The sequence below is a fragment of the Corynebacterium crudilactis genome (assembly GCF_001643015.1).
Classification (GTDB): domain Bacteria; phylum Actinomycetota; class Actinomycetes; order Mycobacteriales; family Mycobacteriaceae; genus Corynebacterium; species Corynebacterium crudilactis.
This window is the reverse complement of record NZ_CP015622.1, coordinates 2,514,711-2,533,712: the sequence shown is the minus strand read 5'-3', so window position 1 is coordinate 2,533,712 and position 19,002 is coordinate 2,514,711. Positions and strand designations below refer to the sequence as shown.

General features: G+C 50.4%; 14 protein-coding genes. 10 read left to right on the top strand and 4 right to left on the bottom strand.

Going from position 1 to position 19,002, the window contains the following annotated elements:
• Positions 1-63 precede the first annotated feature (63 nt).
• Positions 64-2,208: a family 16 glycosylhydrolase gene (locus ccrud_RS11775; protein ID WP_066567930.1), complete on the top strand. Its 2,145-nt coding sequence runs from the start codon at positions 64-66 to the stop codon at positions 2,206-2,208.
• 42 nt (positions 2,209-2,250) lie between these two features.
• Here the strand turns inward: ccrud_RS11775 and ccrud_RS11770 are convergent, their stop codons facing one another.
• The 3 genes from ccrud_RS11770 to ccrud_RS11760 are packed head-to-tail and all read right to left on the bottom strand — an operon-like array spanning position 2,251 to position 5,595.
• Positions 2,251-3,564 (bottom strand): MFS transporter, encoded by a 1,314-nt coding sequence (locus ccrud_RS11770; RefSeq protein ID WP_066567926.1) that lies wholly within the window; start codon positions 3,562-3,564, stop codon positions 2,251-2,253.
• A 23-nt stretch (positions 3,565-3,587) separates the two neighbouring features.
• Complete coding sequence (locus ccrud_RS11765; RefSeq protein ID WP_066567924.1) at positions 3,588-4,121, bottom strand: TetR/AcrR family transcriptional regulator; 534 nt, start codon at positions 4,119-4,121, stop codon at positions 3,588-3,590.
• Positions 4,111-5,595, bottom strand: a complete 1,485-nt coding sequence (locus tag ccrud_RS11760; RefSeq protein ID WP_066567922.1) for an MFS transporter — start codon at positions 5,593-5,595, stop codon at positions 4,111-4,113. The genes ccrud_RS11765 and ccrud_RS11760 overlap by 11 nt, the downstream gene beginning before the upstream one ends.
• Before the next feature lie 471 nt (positions 5,596-6,066).
• Here ccrud_RS11760 and ccrud_RS11755 point away from each other — a divergent pair, with 471 nt between their 5' ends.
• From ccrud_RS11755 to ccrud_RS11740, 4 genes are all read left to right on the top strand, one after another.
• The gene (locus ccrud_RS11755; protein WP_066567920.1) at positions 6,067-7,098 is read left to right on the top strand and encodes an alanine racemase; all 1,032 of its coding nucleotides are present in this window, start codon (positions 6,067-6,069) and stop codon (positions 7,096-7,098) included.
• Between the two features lie 51 nt (positions 7,099-7,149).
• Positions 7,150-7,908 carry a MerR family transcriptional regulator gene (locus ccrud_RS11750; RefSeq protein ID WP_066567918.1) on the top strand — a complete coding sequence of 253 codons (759 nt, stop codon included), beginning with the start codon at positions 7,150-7,152 and terminating at the stop codon, positions 7,906-7,908.
• A gap of 109 nt (positions 7,909-8,017) precedes the next feature.
• Positions 8,018-8,725 carry a response regulator transcription factor gene (locus ccrud_RS11745; protein ID WP_066567916.1) on the top strand — a complete coding sequence of 236 codons (708 nt, stop codon included), beginning with the start codon at positions 8,018-8,020 and terminating at the stop codon, positions 8,723-8,725.
• Between the two features lie 9 nt (positions 8,726-8,734).
• A complete protein-coding gene (locus tag ccrud_RS11740; protein ID WP_066567914.1) occupies positions 8,735-10,180 on the top strand; it encodes a sensor histidine kinase in 1,446 nt (481 codons plus the stop codon).
• A 68-nt stretch (positions 10,181-10,248) separates the two neighbouring features.
• Here ccrud_RS11740 and ccrud_RS11735 read toward each other — a convergent pair whose 3' ends face one another.
• Positions 10,249-10,659 carry an HIT family protein gene (locus ccrud_RS11735; protein ID WP_066567909.1) on the bottom strand — a complete coding sequence of 137 codons (411 nt, stop codon included), beginning with the start codon at positions 10,657-10,659 and terminating at the stop codon, positions 10,249-10,251.
• Positions 10,660-10,836: 177 nt separating this feature from the next.
• On the opposite strand from ccrud_RS11735, the gene purD reads away from it, so the two are divergent.
• The 5 genes from purD to ccrud_RS11710 all read left to right on the top strand — a co-directional run bounded on the left by purD (position 10,837) and on the right by ccrud_RS11710 (position 18,926).
• A complete protein-coding gene (purD, locus tag ccrud_RS11730; protein WP_066567906.1) occupies positions 10,837-12,102 on the top strand; it encodes a phosphoribosylamine--glycine ligase in 1,266 nt (421 codons plus the stop codon).
• A 70-nt stretch (positions 12,103-12,172) separates the two neighbouring features.
• Positions 12,173-13,282, top strand: a complete 1,110-nt coding sequence (locus ccrud_RS11725; protein WP_066567904.1) for a pyridoxal phosphate-dependent aminotransferase — start codon at positions 12,173-12,175, stop codon at positions 13,280-13,282.
• 34 nt (positions 13,283-13,316) lie between these two features.
• Entirely contained in the window at positions 13,317-14,756 is a 1,440-nt protein-coding gene (gene purB, locus ccrud_RS11720; protein WP_211271342.1) for an adenylosuccinate lyase, read from the top strand.
• Positions 14,757-15,520: 764 nt separating this feature from the next.
• Positions 15,521-16,414, top strand: a complete 894-nt coding sequence (locus ccrud_RS11715; RefSeq protein WP_066567898.1) for a phosphoribosylaminoimidazolesuccinocarboxamide synthase — start codon at positions 15,521-15,523, stop codon at positions 16,412-16,414.
• A gap of 391 nt (positions 16,415-16,805) precedes the next feature.
• On the top strand, positions 16,806-18,926 hold the full coding sequence (locus ccrud_RS11710) for a S9 family peptidase (protein WP_066567896.1): 2,121 nt from the start codon (positions 16,806-16,808) through the stop codon (positions 18,924-18,926).
• Positions 18,927-19,002 lie beyond the last annotated feature (76 nt).

The window sequence follows — 19,002 nt, the reverse complement described above, 5'->3', positions numbered from 1 at the left end:
ATCCTTGTCATTTTGATTAAATTAATAGTAATTTAATCAAAATGTTAGAGGAGGCAGTCCATCTTGAAAAAGCATGTGACTTCAGCCGTCACCGCCTTGGTGACGGCTTTTTCTACGGCCGCATTCGGTTTTGGCGTAGCCATTTCTCCGGCTGTTGCACAGAGCAACACCTCTGTGCCAGATCTTTCTGAACCGTACACCTGGGTGGAAGAATTTGATTCTCAAGATGCTCTGCGAGGGTGGAATATTTTTCGACAGCCAGATTATGGCAGCGACAAGGTGTTGTATACCGAAGATGCTCTGAGCATTGACAATGGCAAGCTTACGATCACTACTCAGCGTCACTGCGTTGATGAAGACTTTGAGATTAAAGACCCTGCTAATCGTGGCAAGTTGAATGACAACACTGCTCAGGTAGAACCATGTAGTCCTGAACAGTTTGAGAAATTTACCAGTGCCCGCATCGTCACCCCGAAAATTGCTCGTGGTGAGTTCGACCTTTCCGTCACCGCAACCCTCAACACCGGTGGCGTCGAAGGTGTGCGAAGCGCCATTTGGATGCAAAACGGTGAACAAGCGTGTTCCTCAGCAACCAACAATGGCCTGTACGGCGAATTGGACCTGGTGGAGCACTTTTCTTATGATCTGCGCGCGCCGTGGTCCCCATCAAACACGCACTTGGGTTGCGATCCCGAAAGCGTCAACGGCACCAACCGTGCACCTCGTGAACTCAAACTGGATGAATCCCTAGATGGCGTGCAGCGCACCTGGACAGTTAGCACCACCCGAGATGGTATTGAGTACTTCATTGATAATGAAGCTATTAACCGTCAGTCATGGCGCAACGATGTCATCTTAGGACATGCGGAGATCGATGATTTCGGCATTTCTGCGCAGACTTTTGACGATATCGTCGACCGCGAATGGACACTCACCCTTAACCAAAAGGTGGAAAGCGCTGCCTGGGCAAAACCACGATCCTCCGAAGAGGATTTCCCAGTTCGATCCATGGTGATTGATCGCATCGAAGTTGCTGGATCCCCTGTAATATCTGAAGACACCCCTGTGCCAGATACCACCCGGTTGCTGACTCAAGACACCCTGGAATACCTCGGCCGTATGCCTGTGCTGGAACGCTACGAGCCAGCAAGTGCTAATTTCGCCGATGGTCGTAAACCTGCCTGGAACTACCTTAATTTGAAGGAATCTTGGCAAAATCCAGAGCTTGAGCAACGTCCTGAAGCTGTGGAATTTGTTGATGGCCGCATGGATATAGTTACCCGACGCCACTGCCTGGCCACCGCTGATGAAATCGCAACCCCAGAAAACGCACAAGAGGAACCGTGCGCGCCAGGAGAGGTCACTCGGTATAGTTCTGCACGTATTCACCTGCCAGAAATTCCAGCCGGTAATTTCCGACTGACTGTGCGTGCTCGTGCTCAAGCCGATGAACTTGTCGATGGCACTCGCCCTGCAATCTGGATGCAGAATGACACAAAATTCTGTGCAAGTAATGATGGACGTCCCTATGGTGAACTCGATATCACGGAATTTTACAGCTCTCGAGTAACTACTCAGTACTCTGCAGTCCATTTGGGATGTGAAGGTAATCGCCCAGAAATGAAGCTACGTCAAATGGAGGTGGCTGAATCAATGTTTGGTGATTGGCATGATTGGGGAGTTGAAGTTTTCGATGGCCAGATCGTTTTCACAATTGATGGTAAGCCAGTTGATTCTTCAGGAAATAATGTTTTCGGACGTCCCGTAACTGCTGAAGCAGCACCCCTTCGCCCAGCACATTTCAAGCTATCTGAAGAGAAATACCGTGAAGTTCTTAATCAGCCTTGGCACCTAATCCTTAATACGATGGTCGAACAAGCTGGCAAAGACAGTTGGATTACTCCAGTAGATAACACCGCAGTATTTCCAGAGCACCGTTTTCAAATTGATCATGTAGCTGTAGATATTGAGCCAGATTCTGTTGACAATGTATGGCCAGAAGCAGCCAATGATATTCCAGCTGCCGGTGGCGTTGAGACACCCCGTGAAGATGGCGATATTGAGGTAGGATCCAGCGGCAGTTCCACCGCAGAGCTAGTGAGCTGGGTTTCCTTGTTCACTGCATTGAGTTCATTGATCTTCACTTTGGCACTTAACCAGCCAGCGTTGCAGAACATGATTAATCAGTTCACCAGACAATTTAAGTAGGACGCGCGCCCCCTTTCCCTATGCGGATAAGGGGGCGTTTTACTACACCTTCTGTGGTGGTTTCACCATGCTCAGCAGCACAATTCCGATGAGCAAGATGAGCGCAATGGCGAGAATTCCGGTGCGGTCTTCGCCGGTGAATCCCACGAATAGCCCAAACAGCGACGGCGCCATCCAACTCACAGCGCGGCCGGTGGTTGCATAAAGGCCAAAGAGCTGGCCTTCCTGGCCTTCAGGGGACAGACGCGATAAATAGCTTCTCGACGCTGACTGCGCCGGTCCGACAAATGCACAGAGGATTAACCCAAAAATCCAGAAATTCTTTGGGCCTTCAACGAAGTAGAGCACTGTTGCATCAATAATCATGATGCTAAGGGAAGCCAAGATGATGGGTTTTGGTCCGATTCGGTCATCGAGATAACCACCAAGCAGAGCACCGAGTGCGGACACGACATTGGCTGCGACACCAAAGAGCAGCACATCACCAGCAGAAAGCCCATAGACAGTGACCGCTAGGATCGCGCCAAAGGTAAATACTCCAGCAAGGCCATCACGGAAAACGGCAGCTGCAATCAGGAAATATGCGGAGTTGCGGTTTTGTTTCCATAGCTGGGCGATCTTTTGGAAGAGATCTTTATACGCAGCAACGAGTCCTTTGGGCTGATCTTCGGTGGCTACTTGGGGTGCAATTTCTGGAATCCGAATTAGCGCCGGGATTGCAGAGACCAAAAACCAAACTGCGGCAAGAACTGCCACAAGACGGATATTTAGACCATCTTCAATCGGAATATTGAAGGCTCCACGAGTATCACCTTCACCTGCAACAAAGCCGAAATAACACACCAAAAGCAAGACAATGCCGCCGAAATAGCCCATAGACCAGCCGAAGCCAGATACTTTTCCTACATTGTCTCGGTTAGAAATCTGGGAGAGTTGGGCAAAGTACTGAACTTCAGCGAATTCAAACGTAATGTTGGCAATCGCCATGATGGCAACACCGATCCAGAAATATGTTGGATCGGTGTTTTTTACTGCAAATAGGCAGAACATCAAAAAGACGGTGACAAGAGTCCACATCCGCAAAGACCGTCGGCGGGTGCCTCGCAGATCAGAACGCCTGCCCATAACAGGTGCGACAAATGCAACGATGACACCAGCGATAGCTACTGCCATGGAATACAACGATGTTGCATTGGACCCTTCTGGCAACGTCGAGCCGACTGAATCAGTGAGATAAACAGCGAAGATAAAGGTGACTAGAACCGCATTGAAAGATGCGGATCCCCAATCCCAAAACGCCCAAGAAACTACTGGAGCCTTGGGCTTTGTCACATGATCAAATTCCTGAACAGTCATGTTCAAGACTTTAAAGCAGAAACCTATTCTTGGTTGGGTATCAGCTGGAGAATTGTTTTCAGCATGGCTTGGCGTTGGGGAGCGCTCAGCACATCATCGTGAATGTAGTCGTGGACAAAAAGCCCATCGGCAGCCAGTTGAACTAAATAGACAGCTTGTTTGTGAGCATTATTTTCTAGATCCTCGGTATCGGGAATCCATTTGTGATTTACGGTGCGCCAGGCATGGAGGAAATCGGGGTGGGAGGGGGCGTCGATAAGCAAAAGCAGCTCGGGACGCGATACGTTTTCGGTGAGCGTAACCACGACGGCGCGCAGTCGCTCAAGTGGATCCTCTGGGTCGCGGGCGATGGCACGCAATTGCTGGTCCCAGTCGTCGGCAAGCAATTCATGCATGCCTAAAAGCAGCGCATGGCGGCTGGGGAAATGATAAATCAGACCAGATTTAGACAAACCAGTAGCTTCTGCGAGCGTGTCGTAACTCAATGCTTCGAGGCTGTGTTCGCCGATATAGCTGATCGCAGTGCGCAGGATCAGTTCTTTTTTACTAGTGCGCATTGTTGGCCCCTTTCGGATTGCCGCGGAATAAATAGCCAGTAATAAACACGGCTGCTACTGCGCATATTAAGGCAATGATTAATACGTTGATATATGCGGTATCCAAAGCGGCGCGGGCAGCATCGCCAAAAATTGCATGGTGAACGCCGGCCGAGAAATTATCTGCAACCTCCACTGGAGCATGCAGCGAATAGAACAGCGGGAAGAGGCTGCCCAAAATAGCCACAGACAACAGTGTGCCAAACTCATAGGACACCTCCTCAATAGAAGACGCCATGCCGGCTTTGCGAATCGGCGCGGAACCAATGATCGCAGTGGAAGACACCGACATCACCGATCCTGCACCCGCACCTATCAGGAATAAACCGGCGATGAAAAACGGCAGGCCATCACTATGCGTGGCACCCCAAATACACAACGCGATGCCGATTGCAGTGGCCAAGAAACCGCCACTGATCAACGGCCTAAAACCCCAACGATGCAAATTAGCGCCACCAATAATAGACATGGGGAAACTGCCCAATGCTGCGGGAATCATCAACAAACCAGCCTCAAGCGGCGTGAACCCTCCCGACAACTGAAAACGCTGAGACGTAGTCATCTCCAACCCAGATATCGTAAACATAGCTAGACCAGCAGCAACCACACCTCCCAAGAAAAGACGATTGCGGAACAATGACATATCTAGGAGGGGTTCCTCGATCTTCTTCTGACGATAACTAAACAGCACCGCGCCGATAACTAGTAGGAGAGTGGCGACTATGAGCAGTGATAGTTGGCGCGCCGGGGAGACTGCTTCTTTGATCATGATGATCAAGCCGGACAACGTAAGCAGCGCATAAAACGACGACAAGAAATCCCAGTGCTTAGCACGATTTGGCATATTGACTGGTGCCACGATGATCGTTGCAACCAGTGCAATGACTGCAACCGGAACATTGATGAGGAAGACAGAACCCCACCAGAAAAACTCCAACAACACACCACCAATAATTGGTCCCGCCGCAGCGCCAACAATTGCCACAGAACCCCAAATACCGATTGCCGTGTTACGTTCCCGCTCATCATCAAAAGTAATGCGAATCAACGCTAATGTAGCGGGCATCATTGTTGCAGCACCCACACCAAGGAAAGCCCTAGCAGCTACCAATGCCCACGCAGTAGGAGAGAAAGCTGCTCCAAGTGAAGCAAGTCCGAAAACACTCAAACCTATAAGGAACATCAGCCGGTGGCCGATTTTATCCCCCAACGTGCCAGTGCCCAAGAGAAGACCTGCCATGAGCAGCGGATAAGCATTGATAATCCACAGTGCTTGGGTCTCAGTTGCCTGGAGCTGTTCACGCAACACAGGGAGCGCGGTGTACAAGATGGAGTTATCCACACCGATCAGAAAAAGTCCGCCACTGATTACTGCAAGGAATGCCCACCGTTGGGTTTTGGTAGGTGCTTGGGAGCTTGGTGTAGCTGAGATCATAAAACATAACTGTAACGAATGGTCGGTATAGTTTCAAGGTTCGAGATCAGTCGGATACTGGGCCAAAAAGGACTGATCTCGAGGATGCGAAATTGTAGTTAAGAACTCGGTAACGTGATCTCGAAGTTCAAGGAGCGCGCCGGAAAGATTACAGAGTCCTAAAGTTCGACTTCACGGGAGCGACTTCTTAACAACGACTTCTCAACAGCGACTTCACTAGGAAAATTTGGAAAAACCTACTGAAGTCGAAGATGGGAAGTTGAGTATGGGAAGTCGCTCCCGTGAAGTCGAACTTTAGGAAACCCACAAAACCCACAAAATCCACAGAACACCAGAACCCAAATCGAGAGTCTCAAAACCTAAAGCTCTTGAAATAGGGACAATCTCAATCCAGGCTTAGGCAATGTCCCATTAGTATCGGTGGCAATCGGAAACAACAAACCACCACTAACTAAGGAACATCCCTAACTCATGATGATTGATACACCTGCGGTTCTTATTGACCGTGAACGTTTAGCCACCAATATTGTGCAGATGGCAGCTCACGCCGCAGCCCATGGGATTGCCCTGCGTCCGCATGTAAAGACTCATAAGATTCCTGAGATTGCGCAGATACAGGTTGATGCTGGTGCTCGTGGAATTACATGCGCGACTATTGGTGAGTCGGAGGTGTTTAGCGAGGCTGGTTTCCAAGACATTTTCATTGCGTATCCGCTGTATCTTTCGGAGCGTGCAGTAGAGCGTCTTAATGCGTTGCCTGGGAAGGTTTCCATTGGGGTGGATTCGCTTGAGATGGCTCGTGCAGTGGTAAACCTGAGGGAAGATGTCAAGGCGCTGATTGAGGTTGATTCGGGGCACCACCGTAGTGGCATTTCTCCAGACGACGAGGTGTTGGCAGAGATCCGCGATGTGCTGGGGGAGCGGTACGTGGGGGTGTTTACTTTCCCGGGGCATTCTTATGGTCCAGGAAATGGTGAGGCTGCGGCCGAAGATGAATTACATACTTTGACCAGTAGTGTTGAGCGTTTGGGTGGGGGTTTAACCTCTGGAGGTTCCTCGCCATCAGCGCAGTTTACAGATGCACTCGATGAGATTCGTCCAGGGGTTTATGTGTTTAATGATGCTCAGCAAGTTGCCTCGGGTGCTTGTGGTGAAGAGCAGGTTTCTATGATGGTTCTGTCTACGGTTATTAGCCGAAATGTGGCAGATCGTCGCATTATTTTAGATGCGGGATCGAAGATTCTCAGCACGGATAAGCCTGCTTGGATAGAGGGCCATGGTTTTGTGTTGGGGCAGCCGAATGCTCGAATTTCGGCGTTGTCGGAACATCACGCAACTATTTTTTGGCCTGCGGATATTGAACTTCCTCAGGTAGGTGAGCAAATAAAGGTGGTGCCCAACCATGCATGCAATGTGATCAACTTGGTGGATGAGGTTTACGTTCAAAACTCTGCTGAAAAGCTAGAAATTTGGTCAGTGGCAGCACGTGGGAAAAACTCTTAGCCCGACTAACCGCTTGACCTTTACGCGACGTCAAGGATTTAACTCATAGCTATGACAGATGATCGAACCATCGGCGAGACAGCTGAACTACTTGGTGTTACCACCCGCACGTTGCGGCATTGGGACAGCATTGGGTTGCTTCAGCCGAGCTGGCGCACCACAACGGATTATCGCCTTTACACAGAGGCGGATCTTGAGCGTGCTTTGCAGATTCTGCTGTATCGGGCTGCGGGAATTCCGTTGAAGGATATCGCGGAGGTACTGGAACGGCCTGCTTCGGCTGCGCAGCATTTGCAGCGCCAGCGGGAGCTTTTGGTGGAACAGATCGGTCAACTGCATCGGATGGTCCGGGCAGTGGATGAAATCCTTGGAAAGGATGAGGTTGGCGTGAACGAGAAATTTGAGATCTTTGGTGAGGATTTGCCTAAGTATCAGGAAGAAGCTTTTGAACGTTGGGGTGATACTCCGGAGTGGGCGGAATCCCAAAAAGTTCAGGCGCAGATGACGGCGGAGGATTTTCAGGAGGCAAAAGATAAGCATGAGGGATTCGTCGAGAAGCTTATCGACGCCTCCCAGCGCGGTGTTGCGCCCGGCTCTGAAGAGGGCAACAAGCTTGCGCTCGAGCACCGTGCAAGCATCAGTCAGTGGTATTCGGTGAGCCCGAACAAGCAGGTGATCTTGGCGCGGATGTACGTTGAAGATGAGCGTTTTAATGCAACTTACCAGGGGAAAGCTTCTTACCTTTTAACTCTCATTGAAGCATTGGCACAGCTAGAAGGTATTGATTTGGAAAATGTTGAGTGGGAATAAACCCTTACGAACTCTCTCAGTACATTCACAGTTAGTAGTCAGCGGTGCTGAAGTTCAAAGGTGTTCACTGGTTGGAAGTTAAGCATTCCCCCAATGAAAGAGATGAATGATGGACAACCAGACTGATGGACAAATCCGCGTCCTCGTTGTTGATGATGAGCCAAATATCGTAGAGCTGCTCACTGTGAGTCTTAAGTTCCAAGGCTTTTCTGTGATGACTGCCAATGATGGCAATGAGGCACTGAAGATTGCCCGCGAGTTCCGTCCAGATGCCTACATCCTTGATGTCATGATGCCAGGAATGGATGGCTTTGAGCTGCTGACCAAGCTGCGTGGCGAAGGTTTGGACAGCCCAGTCCTTTACCTAACTGCAAAGGACGCTGTGGAACACCGCATCCATGGCCTGACCATTGGTGCTGATGATTATGTGACTAAGCCTTTCTCCTTGGAGGAAGTAATCACTCGTCTGCGTGTTATTTTGCGTCGTGGTGGCACCGTCGAAGAGGATACTTCGACATCGCTGCAGTACGCGGACCTTACTCTTAATGATGAAACCCATGAAGTTACTAAGGCAGGGGAATTGGTTGATCTTTCCCCAACCGAATTTAACCTCTTGCGCTACCTAATGCTGAACGCGGAAGTTGTGTTGTCCAAGGCAAAAATCCTGGACAATGTGTGGCACTATGACTTCGGCGGCGATGGCAACGTGGTGGAATCCTATATTTCCTACCTTCGCCGCAAGGTGGATACCCAAGATCCACAGCTGATCCAAACTGTTCGTGGTGTTGGATACGTGCTGCGCACTCCACGTAATTAAAAATTCCTTATGGAAAACCCTTATGTCGCTGCGCTTGATGAAAAACCACAAGAAGTTGGCGTAGAAAAAGAACCGGAAATTAGACCCCTTCGTGCTTATGGTCGAACAGTTCCACTGCGTACGCGCATCATTTTGATCGTGGTGGGAATTGCAGGTCTAGGTTTGCTGGTGAACGCGGTTGCAGTGTCAAGCCTCATGCGTGAAGTTTCCTATACGCGTATGGATCAAGAGCTGGAATCTTCGATGGGGACGTGGGCGCGGAACGTCGAGATGTTTAATTTTGATGGTGTCCGCCAAGGCCCTCCCAGCGATTATTATGTAGCCAAGGTTTTTCCAGATGGATCCAGCATCATTTTTAATGATGCGCAATCAGCGCCTGATCTAGCTGAAACCACCATTGGGACTGGCCCTCATACTGTTGATGCTGCTGATGGCTCTACCTTTACTACTCCGTGGAGAGTGATGGCAGAAAAAGAAGGCGACATCATCACTGTGGTTGGTAAGAGCATGGGCCGGGAAACTAATTTGCTGTATCGCCTTGTTGTGGTGCAGATGATCATTGGTGCTCTCATCCTTGTTGCCATTTTGATCACGTCGTTATTCCTGGTCAGGCGATCTTTGAAACCTCTGAGTGAGGTGGAAGAAACTGCCTCGAGGATTGCGGGTGGTGATTTAGATCGACGTGTTCCTCAGTGGCCAATGACCACTGAGGTGGGGCAGTTGGCAAATGCTCTCAACATGATGCTGGAACAGCTCCAGGCGTCAATTCTAAGTGCTCAGCAAAAAGAAGCTCAGATGAGACGCTTTGTAGGCGATGCTTCTCATGAACTGCGTACCCCATTGACGTCGGTCAAGGGTTTCACTGAGCTGTACACCTCAGGAGCTACCGATGACGCCAACTGGGTGATGTCCAAGATTGGTGGCGAAGCTCAGCGAATGAGCGTGCTGGTGGAAGATCTACTGTCGCTTACGCGTGCTGAAGGCCAACAAATGGAAAAGCATCGTGTTGATGTGCTGGAACTTGCCTTAGCAGTGCGCGGATCGATGGCGGCTGCCTGGCCGGATCGTGTAGTGAATGTGTCCAACCGGGCAGAATTCATTCCAGTTGTGGAAGGCGATCCAACGCGGCTTCATCAGGTGCTGACAAATCTGGTGGCTAATGGACTCAACCATGGCGGTCCGGAAGCGGAAGTCAGTATTGAGATTAATGCTGATGAGGAAAACGTGAAGATTCTCGTTGCAGATACCGGGGTGGGAATGTCGCCGGAAGATGCTGCGCATATCTTTGAACGTTTCTACCGTGCGGATTCCTCTCGTTCAAGGGCGTCTGGAGGATCAGGTTTGGGTCTGGCCATTACCAAATCTTTGGTCGAAGGCCACGGCGGAACAGTCACCGTGGATAGCGTGCAAGGTGAAGGAACAGTCTTTACCATCACGTTGCCGGTGACTGCTTAACCTAAAAATAAACCATGGTGACATAAGAACTTGGGTTTCTTATGTCACCATGGTTTTTAGGCTGAGAATTAAACTAGGCCATCCAAAGCTTCACGGATTTTCTCTGCTGCAGCATCCATTTCCGCTGGATCGGTAGCATCGGCTGCCATGGCATTACGAAAATCATAATCAGCCATTTTATCAGTAGGAAAGAGGTGGATGTGAGTGTGAGGGACATCGAATCCAGCGATGATATAACCGCAACGAGGTGATGAGAATGCTGTACGGATTGCGTTTCCGATTAGCTGTGCTGCTTCGTTTACCTCAACCCAAATAGTTTGTGGGAGGTCAGTCCAGCGGTCAACTTCTGCAACAGGAACGACCAAAGTATGGCCATAGGTGAGTGGTTCTATGGAAAGAAAAGCTACGACATTTTCGGAGCGGTAAACAAACCGGCCAGGAAGCTCGCCGTTAATAATTTTCGTGAATACAGAAGCCATGTGTTTAAGCCTACTCCCTAGCTTGCATAAAATTTGCGCTGACAAGAATAATGCAGGTTGGGCGGTAATTTTAAGGGCGCGAGATCGCGCAGGCCACAACACTTTTCGACGTCGACCCTCACCGCAAAAACTCCCAGAATGGCTTGGATTAAGTTTTGCAGGATAAACTGTGCAACCATGCGCATTCTGGTAATCGGCTCGGGCGCCCGTGAGCACGCCCTCCTCCGTGGACTTTCTACTGACCCTGCAACTACTGATCTACACGTTGCCCCAGGTAACGCGGGTCTTGGATCGATCGCAACTGTTCATCCTGAGATCAAAGCTGATGATCCTGCAGAGGTCACAGCACTAGCTCAAGAATTGGGCTCTGATCTGGTCGTTATTGGCCCAGAGATCCCTTTGGTGGCAGGTGTTGCTGATGCTCTCCGTGAGGCTGGCATCGCAGTATTTGGACCTAATAAAGAAGCTGCTCGTATCGAGGGATCCAAGGCATTCGCTAAGGATGTCATGGCGGCTCAGGGTGTGCGTACTGCACATGCAGAAGCTATTACCCCTGGTGCAAGCTCTGAAGATATCGATGCTGCCATTGATCGTTTTGGCCCTAACTGGGTTGTTAAAGATGATGGCTTGGCTGCCGGAAAGGGTGTCGTTGTTACCCCTGATCGTGCTGCTGCTCGTGCACATGTCGATGCTGTTCTCGAAGGCGGCAACCCTGTCCTTTTGGAATCCTTCCTCGATGGCCCTGAAGTATCTCTGTTCTGCCTGGTTGATGGCGAGACTGTGGTTCCACTTCTGCCAGCTCAAGATCATAAGCGCGCTTTGGACAACGATGAAGGTCCAAACACCGGTGGTATGGGTGCATATGCTCCGTTGCCTTGGTTGCCTGAAGATGGCGTGCAGCGCATCGTTGATGAAGTATGCGTGCCAGTTGCTCGCGAGATGGTAGCGCGCGGTTGCTCCTACTCTGGCCTGCTGTACGCAGGTATCGCATGGGGTGTAGAAGGCCCAGCAGTGGTGGAATTCAACTGCCGCTTTGGTGATCCAGAGACTCAGGCGGTTCTTGCTTTGCTCAAGACTCCGCTTGCTGGTCTGCTCAATGCTGTTGCCACCGGAACTTTGGCAGAGCACCCAGCTTTGGAATGGGAAGATGCTTATGCTCTGACCGTTGTGTTGGCTTCTTATAACTACCCAGAAGCACCTCGTACTGGTGATGTTATCCGCAACGCTGATGCAGATAACGTGCTTCATGCTGGTACTGCGCTTAATACAGAAGGTGAACTCATTTCTGCCGGTGGTCGCGTGCTCAACGTGATTGGTGTGGGCGAGACTCTAGAAGCTGCTCGCGATAACGCATACTCCACCATCAAAGACATTGAACTTGAGGGAAGCCACTACCGCAGCGATATCGCATTAGCTGCATTAGAGGGTCGTATCTCGATCTAAGAGCATTACGCAGATAGGCTTGTCTCTTATGAAGCCAAGCACGAGAAGTAATGTTCAGCCGTTTCGCGTCATGCAGATGTTGGACCGAGTCCATCGTCGCAGGCGCGAAGGCAAAGAAACCATTATGTTCTGCGCTGGCCAGCCGTTAACTGGTGCGCCAGAAGCAGTCATTGAAGAAGCCGAGATCGCGCTGCGTTCTGGTCCTTTGGGATACACAGAAGTCATTGGTGATCGTGAGTTCCGCGAACGCATCGCCGACTGGCATTCCGCTACCTATGATGTAGATACCAACGCTGACAATGTTATTGTCACCACCGGTTCCTCAGGTGGATTCGTGGCATCATTTATCGCCACCCTTGACCATGGCGATTATGTAGCAATGCCCACCCCTGGTTACCCTGCGTATCGCAATATTTTGGAATCCTTGGGTGCCAAGGTGCTCAACCTGCGTTGCACTGCAGAAACTCGCTTCCAGCCAACTGCTCAGATGTTGGAAAACCTCCCGCACAAGCCAAAGGCTGTTATTGTTACCAGCCCGGGAAACCCCACTGGCACGATCATTGACCCAGAAGAGCTCGCACGCATTGCCAAGTGGTGTGATGACAATGATGCAGTGCTGATCTCTGATGAGGATTACCATGGCATGAGCTTTGGTCGCCCGCTTGTCACCGCGCATCAGTTCTCCAAAAATGCCATTGTTGTTGGCACATTGTCCAAATACTTCTCCATGACTGGATGGCGCGTGGGTTGGATCATCGTTCCAGATGAACTGATCACTCCGATTGAGAACCTGCAAGCTTCTCTTTCCTTGTGCGCTCCTGCCATTGGGCAGGCGGCTGGCCGCGCAGCTTTTACTTTAGAAGCTGGTGCGGAACTTGATTCGCACGTGGAAGCGTATCGCGAGGCGCGGGAGGTGTTCGTCGAGAAGCTCCCTGAAATCGGACTTGGCACTTTCGCCGACCCGGATGGCGGCCTGTATCTGTGGGTTGATGTTTCTGCTTATACCGATGATTCTGAAGCATGGGCGCTGCGCCTGCTTGATGAAGCTGGTGTGGCGGTCGCGCCGGGTGTGGATTTTGATCCGGAAGAAGGCCACAAGTGGATTCGTCTGAGCTTGTGCGCATCAAAAGAAGATACGATTGCAGGCGCGCAAAAAATCGGAGAATTTATTAATAAGTAACAGCGACTAGGTAAGTTTCGGTTCGTGAGGGATAATAATTTGCGTGGCTGATAAAAAGAAGATCGCAAACGTCCTGTCGAACCGTTACGCCTCCGCTGAACTTTCTAATCTGTGGAGTGCCGAAGAGAAGATCATCATGGAGCGCCAGCTCTGGATCGCCGTGATGAAAGCCCAAAAAGACCTGGGCGTAGAGATTCCTGCAGAAGCAATCGAAGCTTATGAAGCAGTAATCGCTCAGGTTGATTTGGCTAGCATCGCCGATCGTGAGCGTGTCACCCGCCACGATGTGAAGGCTCGCATTGAAGAATTCAACGCACTGGCTGGCTACGAGCACATTCACAAGGGAATGACCTCTCGTGACCTCACTGAAAATGTGGAACAGCTCCAGATCCACCGCTCACTTGAGCTTGTCCGCAACAAGGGCATCGCGGTTGTAGCTGCTATCGGCTCCCGCGCAGCAGAGTACCAAAGCCTGGTCATGGCTGGTCGTTCCCATAACGTGGCAGCTCAGGCAACCACTTTGGGTAAGCGTTTCGCTACTGCAGCAGATGAAATGCTCGTGGCACTTGAGCGCGTTTCTGAATTACTTGACCGCTACCCACTGCGTGGCATCAAGGGCCCAATGGGTACCGCCCAAGACATGCTGGATCTCATGGATGGCGACGAAGCACGCCTGTCCGATCTGGAAAACCGCATTGCAGCACACCTCGGCTTCGATCGCGTCTTTGACTCCGTTGGCCAGGTCTACCCACGTTCCCTCGACTTCGATGCAGTATCCGCACTGGTGCAGCTTGGCGCTGGCCCATCTTCGCTGTCACATACCATCCGTTTGATGGCTGGCACTGAAACTGTCACCGAAGGTTTCAAAGAGGGCCAGGTTGGTTCCTCTGCGATGCCACACAAGATGAACGCTCGTTCCTGCGAGCGCGTTGGTGGCCTGCAGGTCATTTTGCGTGGCTACCTCACCATGGTTGCAGATCTTTCTGGTCAGCAATGGAATGAAGGCGATGTCTTCTGCTCCGTAATCCGTCGTGTTGCGTTGCCAGATGCATTCTTCGCACTGGACGGAATGTTTGAGACTTTCCTGACAGTTCTCGATGAATTCGGTGCATTCCCTGCCATGATCGAGCGCGAACTTGAGCGTTACCTGCCATTCCTTGCTACCACTCGTATCCTCATGGCAGCTGTCCGCGCTGGGGTCGGCCGCGAGACCGCACACGAGGTAATCAAGGAAAACGCCGTGGCAGTGGCCCTAAACATGCGTGAAAATGGTGGTGGGCAGGATCTTATCCAGCGTCTTGCTGACGATGCTCGTCTGCCAATGACTGAAGCTGACCTCGAGGCTGCATTGGCTGATCGCCACGCATTCATCGGTGCTGCAGAGTCCCAGGTTTCTCGTGTGCTCGACCGCATTCAGGCGCTTTCCGACGCCCACCCGGGTGCTGCTGAGTACCGCCCAGGTGAGATTCTCTAAAGGTTTTAACGCCGGAGACACCGGTTTATATATGAAATTTGGGGCCTTGTGCCCCATTTTTTATGCCTAAAAGTTGATTGCGGTGACTCTGAAAGGCCTCAAAAGGTGTCTTTTAGGTGTCTAGAAAACGACATTGGAGGTCTCGAGAAGGGTGAAAAATGATGATTTTCGAAAAAAATTAATAAATTTCTAGGGATGAATAAAATTGCGTTGCCCTTAAGGGTATCTAAATGATCCTTAATGAACAGTGTTCAAAAATGACTCATTTTTAAGGATCAGGGTTGCATGTTGGTGACGTTATAGGCCAAACTTGAGTCATCCCAGTCAGGCAGCAAGAGCTTGGCGAACACTAGAAAGAGAGATCACAATGACCTCTGTATTCGACATCTTCCAGTCCATCTTCGACGGCATTCAGGGCCTCGTTGGCTCCGTCTTCGCTGGCGCACAGGGTGTCTTCGACACCATCGTTAACGCTTCCTCCTAGTCGCTTGCGATCCGAATGGGTCGCTAGTATCTAGCTCTGATTAGCACTTAGCTGATCGAGAAGCTTTGAAAAGGCGGGCACTCTCCATGAGCGGGTGCCCGTCTTTTTTTGCGTTTTCATATCTGTGTATTGGCTGTGGAGTCCAAGGTTTCTTTAATCATTGTTCGAATGGCTTCCTTGAACTAAAAATGTCCTTTAGATGAACAAAATTAGGCATTGAATACTTGTTGCTGATCCTAAAATTTTCCGAACACCACTAAGAGGTCTAGACTTGCCTATCATGCGTCCTGAACTCTCCCAGTACAAGCACCTGTCGGCAGGCAAGGTCCGTGAGATCTATGAGATCGATGATAAGCACATCCTCATGGTGGCTTCTGATCGTATCTCGGCCTACGATTTCATCCTCGATACCGAAATCCCAGACAAAGGTCGAGTGCTCACTGCGATGAGCCAGTTCTTCTTCGACACCATCGATTTCCCTAATCATTTGGCTGGCCCAGCTGATGACCCTCGCATTCCAGAAGAAGTTCTTGGACGCGCAATGGTGTGCAAGAAACTCACCATGCTTCCATTCGAATGCGTTGTGCGCGGTTACCTCACTGGCTCTGGTCTTGTTGAGTACAAGCAGAGCAATTCCGTCTGTGGTGTGGAACTCCCTGAAGGCCTAGTTGAATCCTCTCAGCTGCCTGAACCAATTTTCACCCCAGCCACCAAGGCAGATATCGGCGATCACGATATCAATGTGTCCTTTGATGTCGTCGAGCAGCGTCTTGGTGAAGCTCGCGCTAACCAACTGCGTGATGCTTCCATCGCTATTTACAAAGCTGCTGCAGAAGTTGCTCGTGAGCGTGGCGTTATCCTTGCAGATACTAAGTTTGAATTCGGTATCGACGAAGATGGCACCTTGGTGCTGGGTGATGAAGTCCTGACTCCAGATTCTTCCCGTTATTGGCCATTGGAAGGCTACGAAGCTGGGGTTGTGCAGCCAAGCTTTGATAAGCAATTTGTCCGCAACTGGCTCACCGGACCAAAATCTGGCTGGAATAAGGATTCCGGCATGGAACCTCCAGTGCTTCCAGGTTCTGTTGTAGAAGCAACTCGCGAACGTTACATCGAAGCTTATGAGCTTATCTCTGGTGAGAAGTTCTCCCAGTGGATCGGATTTTGCGTCTAATTTCGTACACCTGTAACCCGGGCTCACTGAAAAGTGACTCCGGGTTTTGTTATTTCCGCTGCTTTGATGCGGAGTATGGCTATTTAGGCCTGAACTCAGCGGCTGAGTATGTTGCGCGCTTGGGGAAGGCTTTTAGAAACTCCTGGGGGCGATTCTGTGAGGGAAGTTTTTAGGCGTGAAATTTAAGATTTGAGTTAAATCAAACGAAAGTGCCCACGGCAGTTCAAAAATTCCAGTCCGTGGGCATCTCTGTTTGGTTTTTCCTCCATGGGGTATCGGGGAGGCCGTGAAAGATAGATCCGCGCGAGTTTTTAGAGAAAGAACCTAAGAAATGTCGCCAATGGCGAACACACAAGCATGTTTTTATCTCACAAGACTAAGATCGGTGGCTATGTCTGAACGCATTATTTCCCCACAAGCCCCGATCCATCCGATTACTCGTACTCACCATGGCATCGACTTCGTTGATAACTATGAATGGTTGAGGGATAAAGAATCCCAAGAAACCTTGGATTATTTGGAAGCAGAAAACGCGTTCACTAAGCAGGAAACTGAGCAGTTGAGCACGCTGCGCGACAATATCTATGAAGAGATCAAGTCACGCGTTAAAGAAACTGACATGTCCATCCCTGTTCGTGCAGGTAAGTATTGGTATTACTCACGTACTGCGGAAGGTAAAAGCTATGGCTATTCGTGCCGCATTCCAGTGGCAGAGGGAGCCGATGCGTGGATTCCACCTGTAATTCCTGAAGATGAGCCTGCTGCAGGTGAAACCATCATCATGGATGCCAATGAGCTTGCAGAAGGCCATGAGTTTTTCTCCATGGGTGCTTCTTCTGTGACTACCTCTGGCCGTTACTTGGCGTATTCCACAGATGTTACTGGCGAAGAGCGTTTCATCCTACGGATTAAGGATCTGGACACAGGTGAGCTTCTGCCAGACACCTTGACTGGCATTTTTTATGGTGCCACGTGGGTGGGGGAGGAGTACCTCTTCTACCAGCGTGTTGATGATGCATGGCGTCCGGATACCGTATGGCGCCATAAGGTGGGCACGCCTGTTGAAGAGGACGTGCTGGTCTACCACGAACCAGATGAGCGTTATTCCACGTGGGTAGGTACTACTCGTTCGGAGAAGTTTATCCTTTTCGGTTGTGCTTCTAAGATTACGTCTGAAGTTCGCGTGCTGCCTTTTGACCAGCCGGAAGGTACTCCAGAGGTGCTGATTCCCCGGGTAGAGGGCGTGGAATATGACGTTGATCATGCAGTGGTTGACGGCTCTGATATTTGGTTGATCACGCATAACTCTGAAGGCCCGAACTTCTCAGTGGGGTGGGCTGGCGTGGATACGCTCACTTCTTTGGATGCGCTGACCCCGCTCGTCGAGCATAAGGATGACGTGCGCATTGAAGGCATGGATACTTACCGAGATTTCATCATCCTGGGTTACAGGTCCGGCGCGATCGGACAGGTTGCGATCATGAAGCTTATCGACGGAACCTTCGGCGAATTTCGCCAACTCGAATTTGATGAAGAGATCTATACCGTTGCTTCTGGCGGAAACCCAGAGTGGGATGCGCCTGTCATCCGTATTTCTTATGGTTCTTTCACCACCCCAGCTCAGTTATTTAATTACTGGATTGAATCTGATGAGCGCACATTGCTGAAGCAGCAAGAGATCCGTGGCGGGTATAACCCGCAGGATTATGTGGCATCGCGGTTGTGGGTGAGTGCTCAGGATGGCGCGCAAATCCCAGTTTCTTTGGTGCACCGAGCTGATCTTGATCTGTCCCAGCCAAATCCTGCGTTGCTTTATGGTTATGGTTCCTATGAATCTTCCATCGACCCAGGTTTTTCCATTGCGCGTTTGTCTTTGATGGATCGTGGCATGATTTTTGCTATTGCTCACGTGCGTGGCGGTGGTGAAATGGGTCGTGGTTGGTATGACAACGGAAAGACCACCACCAAGAAGAACACATTCACAGATTTCATTGATGTTGCCGATGCGCTCATTGCGCAGGGAATTTCTGCTCCTGAGATGCTGGTTGCTGAAGGCGGATCAGCTGGTGGCATGTTGATGGGTGCTATTGCCAATATGGCAGGAGATCGTTTCAAGGCAATTGAGGCAAATGTTCCATTCGTTGATCCTTTGACATCGATGCTCATGCCGGAGCTGCCGTTGACTGTGATCGAATGGGATGAGTGGGGAGATCCGCTTCATGATAAGGAGGTTTACGAGTACATGGCTTCGTATGCTCCTTATGAAAATATTGAGGCGAAGAAGTATCCCAATATTTTGGCAGTGACTTCGCTCAATGACACTCGTGTGCTTTATGTGGAGCCTGCTAAATGGGTTGCTCAGTTGAGGGCTACTGCAACTGGTGGCGATTTCTTGTTGAAAACTGAGATGGTGGCAGGCCATGGTGGCGTTTCCGGACGCTATGAAAAGTGGCGTGAGACAGCTTTTGAGTACGGTTGGTTGATTAATCAAGCCACTGGCCTTACTGCATAAGTATTGTTCGCCAAACGAATACCGAAACACCTCTGCTAGCTCTAACGGAGGTGTTTTGTTTATTTCTGATACATGG

Coding starts and splice junctions, on each gene's coding strand:
- ccrud_RS11755 (WP_066567920.1), top strand. CDS start 6,067: ATGATGATTGATACACCTGCGGTTCTTATTGACCGTGAACGTTTAGCC.
- ccrud_RS11750 (WP_066567918.1), top strand. CDS start 7,150: ATGACAGATGATCGAACCATCGGCGAGACAGCTGAACTACTTGGTGTT.
- ccrud_RS11735 (WP_066567909.1), bottom strand. CDS start 10,659: ATGGCTTCTGTATTCACGAAAATTATTAACGGCGAGCTTCCTGGCCGG.
- ccrud_RS11710 (WP_066567896.1), top strand. CDS start 16,806: ATGTCTGAACGCATTATTTCCCCACAAGCCCCGATCCATCCGATTACT.
- ccrud_RS11765 (WP_066567924.1), bottom strand. CDS start 4,121: ATGCGCACTAGTAAAAAAGAACTGATCCTGCGCACTGCGATCAGCTAT.
- ccrud_RS11745 (WP_066567916.1), top strand. CDS start 8,018: ATGGACAACCAGACTGATGGACAAATCCGCGTCCTCGTTGTTGATGAT.
- ccrud_RS11725 (WP_066567904.1), top strand. CDS start 12,173: ATGCAGATGTTGGACCGAGTCCATCGTCGCAGGCGCGAAGGCAAAGAA.
- ccrud_RS11715 (WP_066567898.1), top strand. CDS start 15,521: ATGCGTCCTGAACTCTCCCAGTACAAGCACCTGTCGGCAGGCAAGGTC.
- ccrud_RS11740 (WP_066567914.1), top strand. CDS start 8,735: ATGGAAAACCCTTATGTCGCTGCGCTTGATGAAAAACCACAAGAAGTT.
- purD (WP_066567906.1), top strand. CDS start 10,837: ATGCGCATTCTGGTAATCGGCTCGGGCGCCCGTGAGCACGCCCTCCTC.
- ccrud_RS11770 (WP_066567926.1), bottom strand. CDS start 3,564: ATGACTGTTCAGGAATTTGATCATGTGACAAAGCCCAAGGCTCCAGTA.
- ccrud_RS11760 (WP_066567922.1), bottom strand. CDS start 5,595: ATGATCTCAGCTACACCAAGCTCCCAAGCACCTACCAAAACCCAACGG.